Consider the following 5,087-nt stretch of genomic DNA (forward strand, 5'->3'; position numbering starts at 1 on the left):
CCCGACGCCGACCCGCCGCGCCGGCGCCGCGCGGTCGACGCCTACCTGGCGGCCACCCGCGGCGGCGACTTCGACGCGCTGGTGGCCCTGCTCCACCCGGACGTCGTGCTGCACGCCGACGCGGCGGTCGTGCCGACGCCCGAGCCCGTCAGCGTCAGCGGTGCGGAGCGGGTGGCCAGGGGCGCGATGGCCTCGATGGGCCGGGCCAGGACCGCCGCCGTCGTCCTCGTCGACGGCCGGGCGGGCCTGGCGATGGCCGAGCACGGCAGGCTGCGCGTCGTGCTCCGCTTCGACGTCGCCGCCGACGGCCGCATCACCGGCATCGACGTGATCGCGGACCCGGCTCGCCTGAACGAACTGGACATCACGGGCATAAGCTGAATGGGTACACGTCGCGTCGACAGAAGAAGGTGAGTGCGATGCGCGTGCTGCTCAAGGCGACGCTGGACACCGAGAAGTGCAACGAGGTGATCCGCAGCGGCAAGATGGAGAGCCTGATCAAGGAGACCGTCGACCGTATCCAGCCGGAGGCCGCCTACTTCGGCACCATCGACGGACGGCGGACCGCCCTGATGGTTTTCGACATGCAGGACAGCTCGCAGATGCCGCCGATCGGAGAACCGTTCCTCCTGGAGCTGAACGCCGAGGTCGACCTCTGCCCGATCATGAACGGCGACGACCTGGCGAAGGGCCTCTCCCAGCTGGGCTGACGGCTCCCCGGCGCATCAGCTGAAGACGATCATCGACCCCTGCGCCAGGCTCCGCGTCGCCGCCGCGTGCAGCCCGAGCCACACGTGCCGCTCCCGGGCGAACGGACTGGAGTCGTACGGCGCGGGCACCGCGGGTTCCTCCAGCTCCGTCGGGCCGAGCGGCGGCTGCGGCGGGGCCGGGGGGTTGGCCGGGTCGATGCCGAGGGCCGGGGCGACGGCCTCCAGTTCGCGCAGCAGGCTGTGCGAGGAGCCCAACGGGCCGCCGCCCGCCAGGAGTTCGTCACTGGAGAGCGGGTGCGGGAAGTCGACCGGGACGTAGGCGCCCGCGTGGTCGTAGTGCCAGACCAGGTGGGACTGCTGCGCCGTCGACTCGAACATCTCCAGCAACTGCTCGTAGTCGCCGCCGAGTTCGTCCACCGGCGTCACCGGGAGGCCGCACACCTGGAGGAGGTGGGCCCGGCGCAGGAAGTGCAGCGCGTCGTAGTCGAAGCCGGCCACCGGCGCGACCTCGCCGGAGAGCCCCGGCATGTACTGGTACACCGGCACCGGCGGCAGTCCGGCCTCGGCCAGCACCTTGTCGTACTGCGCGAGTTCCTCGGCGAACGGGTTGTCCGGCGTGTGGCACAAGATGTCGACGAGCGGTACCAGCCACAGGTCACAGGCCAAAAGAGGGCTCCTCACAGCACGGTGGTCAAGGCAGCGTAGTCGGTGTGCGCCGGTGTGCGCCCACGTGCAGGTCCCTTACCCATCTGGGGCCGGACCACGACACGTCCGGCGTTGGTCATCCGGCGGCGAGCCCTTCGATGAGGGCCAGCGAGTGGGTGTTGTACGCGTCGACGAGCGAACGCGCGCCCGGGATGTCGCGCCGGGCCAGGGCGTCGACCAGTTCGGTGTGCCCGGACCACAGCGCGCCGCGCAGTTCGCTGAGCCGGCGCAGGTGCTGCACCGTGCACACCCAGCTCTGCACGCGCAGCCGGTGCAGGAAGTCGCAGAGGTAGGGGTTGCCGAAGAGGGTGGCCAGCTCGCGCCAGTAGCGCAGGTCGTAGCCGATCAGGACGGTCAGGTCCCCGGCCGCGGCGGCGCGCTGGGCCTCCTCGCCGCGCCGGCGGACTCCGGCGAGGGCGGCGGCGATGCGCGGGTCGGCCGGGTCGGGGCCGCCCGGCAGGCCGGTGGCGAGGGCGAGGAACATCCCGTCGGTCACGAGGCTGCGGGCCTCGATCATGCCGCGGAAGTCGTCGACCGAGTACTCGTGGACGCGGAAACCGCGGTGGTGGTCGGCGTCGAGGAGCCCCTGCGCGGACAGGTCGACCAGGGCCTCGCGCACCGGCGTCGCGGAGACGCCGTACTGCTCGGCGATCTCCTTCACCGTGAACTCCTGCCCCGGCTGGAGCCGCCCGGCCAGCACCTCGTCGCGGAGCGCGTCGGCGATCTGCTGCCGCAGGGTGCTGCGCGTGACGGCACCGGTGCCGCTGGGGCCGGGCATGGGCGGGCGTCTCCTCGTCGCGTGCGGGGGCGTGCTCGTACACATGTCTACCGCGTACGAGCACGCAACCCTACGCGCTCGGACCCACCGCCCCGTTCCGCCTACTGTGTGTACTCGTCCGCCACGGACAGTGCCGTGTCCAGGACCGCCAGGCCCTCCTTCAGCTCCGCCTCGGAGACGTTGCACGGCGGGACCACGTGGGTGCGGTTCATGTTCACGAACGGCCACAGGCCGTGCGCCTTGGCGGAGGCGGCGAACGCGGACATGGGCGTGGCCGCCTGCCCGGTCGCGTTGTAGGGCACCAGCGGCTCCCGGGTCTCCCGGTTCTGCACCAGCTCCAGCGCCCAGAACATGCCGGTGCCGCGCACCTCGCCCACGCTCGGGTGGCGCTCGGCCAGCTCCCGCAGCGCCGGTTCCACGACCTCACCGCCGAGCCGCGCGGCGTGCTCGACGACGCCCTCCTCCGCCATCACCTTGATCGTGGCGACGGCGGCGGCGCAGGCCAGCGGGTGCCCGGAGTAGGTCAGTCCGCCGGGGTAGGGCCGCTCGGCGAAGGTCGCGGCGATCTCGGCGGAGATCGCGACACCGCCCAGCGGCACATAGCCCGAGTTCACGCCCTTGGCGAAGGTCATCAGGTCGGGTACGACGTCGTACAGGTCGGCCGCGAACCAGGTGCCGGTGCGTCCGAAACCGGCCATGACCTCGTCGAGCACGAAGACGATGCCGTACTTGTCGCAGATCTCGCGCACCCCGGCCAGGTAACCGGCCGGCGGCATCATGATCCCCGCGGTGCCCGGGATCGTCTCCAGGATGATCGCGGCGATCGTCCCCGGGCCCTCGAAGGCGATCGTCGTCTCCAGGTGCTCCAGCGCCCGCGCGCACTCCTGCTCCTCGGTCTCGGCGTAGAAGCGCGAGCGGTAGAGGAACGGCGCCCAGAAGTGCACGACCCCGGCCGTGCCGCTGTCGGAGGCCCAACGGCGCGGGTCACCGGTGACGTTGACCGCCTGCTGGGTGCCGCCGTGGTACGAGCGGTAGGCCGAGAGCACCTTGGGGCGGCCGGTGTGCAGCCGGGCCATGCGCAGGGCGTGCTCGACGGCGTCGGCGCCGCCGTTGGTGAAGAAGATCTTGTCCAGGTCGCCGGGCGTGCGCTCGGCGATCAGCCGTGCGGCCTCCGAGCGCGCCTCGACGGCGAACGCGGGCGCGAACGTCGTCATCCTCGCCGCCTGCTCCTGGATCGCGGCGACGACCCTGGGGTGCTGGTAGCCGATGTTGGTGTAGACGAGTCCGCTGGAGAAGTCGAGGTAGCGCTTGCCTTCGTAGTCCCAGAAGTACGACCCCTCGGCGCCGGCGACGGCGAGCGGGTCGATCAGCTCTTGCGCTGACCAGGAGTGGAAGACGTGCGCGCGATCCGCGGCCTTCACGGCGGCGCCTGCCTGGGGGGAGGGCTGAGGGGTCATGCCGCCGAGGGTAGATGTCCGCGATGCGGAAACGGAATCGGCGTCCTGTCTGCGGTCGGGGGCTTTCCACGACAGGTTGTCGACGCGTTGGCGACGCCGGGGAGCGGCTCCGTTACGGAACCGTGGACAAGCGGCGACTCGCCGCGGGGCCGCCCCGCACTATCCTCGCCCTGTTGCTCACGTTCTGTTGCTCACGTTCGGGGGAAGGCGGCGCAGCATGCGGAGTCTGGGGGACGGGGACCCACAGCACATCGGGGTCTATCGGCTCTTGGGGCGGCTGGGTGCGGGCGGCATGGGCCACGTCTATCTGGCCCGCTCGGACCGCGGGCGCACCGTCGCCGTGAAGCTGGTGCGCGAGGAACTGGCCGCGCTGGAGGAGTTCCGCGAGCGGTTCCGGCAGGAGGTCGAGTCCGCGCGCCGGGTCGGCGGGTACTGGACGGCGCCCGTACTGGACGCGGACACCGAGGCGGCCGTGCCGTGGGTGGCCACCGGGTACGTCGCGGGGCCCAGCCTCCAGCAGGTCGTCGGGCACGACCACGGCGCGCTGCCGGAGCGCTCCGTACGCACGCTGGGCGCCGGTCTGGCGCACGCGCTCCAGGACATCCACGCCGCCGGGATCATCCACCGCGACCTCAAGCCGTCCAACGTCCTGGTCACCATCGACGGCCCCCGCGTCATCGACTTCGGCATCGCCCGCGCCCTGCAGACGGTGTCCGACGGCGGACTCACCCGTACCGGCGCGCTCGTCGGTTCGCCCGGCTTCATGGCGCCCGAGCAGGTGCGCGGCGACCGTGTCACGCCCGCGTGCGACGTCTTCTGCCTCGGCTCGGTCCTTTCCTACGCCGCCACGGGCCGGCTGCCCTTCGGCGCCGCGAACAGCGGTGTGCACGCCCTGATGTTCCGCATCGCGCAGGAGGAACCCGACCTGGAGGGCGTGCCCGAGGGCATCGCCGACCTCGTACGCGACTGCCTGCGGAAGGATCCCGCCGCGCGGCCGGGTCTCGCCGAGGTCCTGGAGCGCACGGGCGCGCAGGACACGGTCACCGGCGGCCGCTCCCGCGACCCGTGGCTGCCCAGCGCACTGGTGGCCCAGCTCGGCCGCCACGCGGTCCGCCTACTGGACACGGAGAACCCGGAAGCCCCCGGCCACCCGGACACCCCGCAACCGCCGGGCGCGGCGGGGACCGCGGCGGCGGGCGGCGGCGTGGCGGGAGCCCGGGGCACGGGCTCCGGTGCGGTAGGAGCCGACGGTGCGGGGCCTCATGGTGCGGTGTCCGACGGCGGGCGGCCTGGCGGTGCGGGACCTGGCGGTGCGGTGTCCGGCGGCGCGGGATCTGACGCTGCGGGGCCCGGCGGTGCGGGGCCCGGCAGCACCGGGCCTGACGGTATGAGCCCGAGCGGTGGGGGCCCCGGCGGGGCGGGGTCCGGCAGTGCGGG

The 5,087-nt window shown here is 72.8% G+C and carries 5 protein-coding genes and 1 pseudogene; 3 read left to right on the forward strand and 3 right to left on the reverse strand.

Annotation, left to right across the window (positions count from 1 at the left end; translation table 11 throughout):
• Nucleotides 1-381, forward strand: a pseudogene (locus BZZ08_RS38060) (nuclear transport factor 2 family protein); the annotation flags it as partial.
• Between the two features lie 38 nt (nt 382-419).
• Nucleotides 420-710, forward strand: a complete 291-nt coding sequence (locus BZZ08_RS38065; protein WP_104636689.1) for a hypothetical protein — start codon at nt 420-422, stop codon at nt 708-710.
• Between the two features lie 15 nt (nt 711-725).
• Here the strand turns inward: BZZ08_RS38065 and BZZ08_RS38070 are convergent, their stop codons facing one another.
• The 3 genes from BZZ08_RS38070 to BZZ08_RS38080 form a co-directional block, all read right to left on the reverse strand.
• The gene (locus tag BZZ08_RS38070; RefSeq protein ID WP_104636690.1) at nt 726-1,376 is read right to left on the reverse strand and encodes a hypothetical protein; all 651 of its coding nucleotides are present in this window, start codon (nt 1,374-1,376) and stop codon (nt 726-728) included.
• A gap of 115 nt (nt 1,377-1,491) precedes the next feature.
• The gene (locus tag BZZ08_RS38075; RefSeq protein ID WP_104636691.1) at nt 1,492-2,193 is read right to left on the reverse strand and encodes a GntR family transcriptional regulator; all 702 of its coding nucleotides are present in this window, start codon (nt 2,191-2,193) and stop codon (nt 1,492-1,494) included.
• A 101-nt stretch (nt 2,194-2,294) separates the two neighbouring features.
• Nucleotides 2,295-3,650: an aspartate aminotransferase family protein gene (locus BZZ08_RS38080; protein WP_104636692.1), complete on the reverse strand. Its 1,356-nt coding sequence runs from the start codon at nt 3,648-3,650 to the stop codon at nt 2,295-2,297.
• 217 nt (nt 3,651-3,867) lie between these two features.
• Between BZZ08_RS38080 and BZZ08_RS38085 the strand changes: the two genes are divergently transcribed.
• The coding region (locus tag BZZ08_RS38085; RefSeq protein WP_133169273.1) for a serine/threonine-protein kinase at nt 3,868-5,087 on the forward strand (1,220 nt) is incomplete at its 3' end.

Origin of the sequence: Streptomyces sp. MH60 (assembly GCF_002939385.1) — a bacterium.
Taxonomy (GTDB): Bacteria; Actinomycetota; Actinomycetes; order Streptomycetales; family Streptomycetaceae; genus Streptomyces.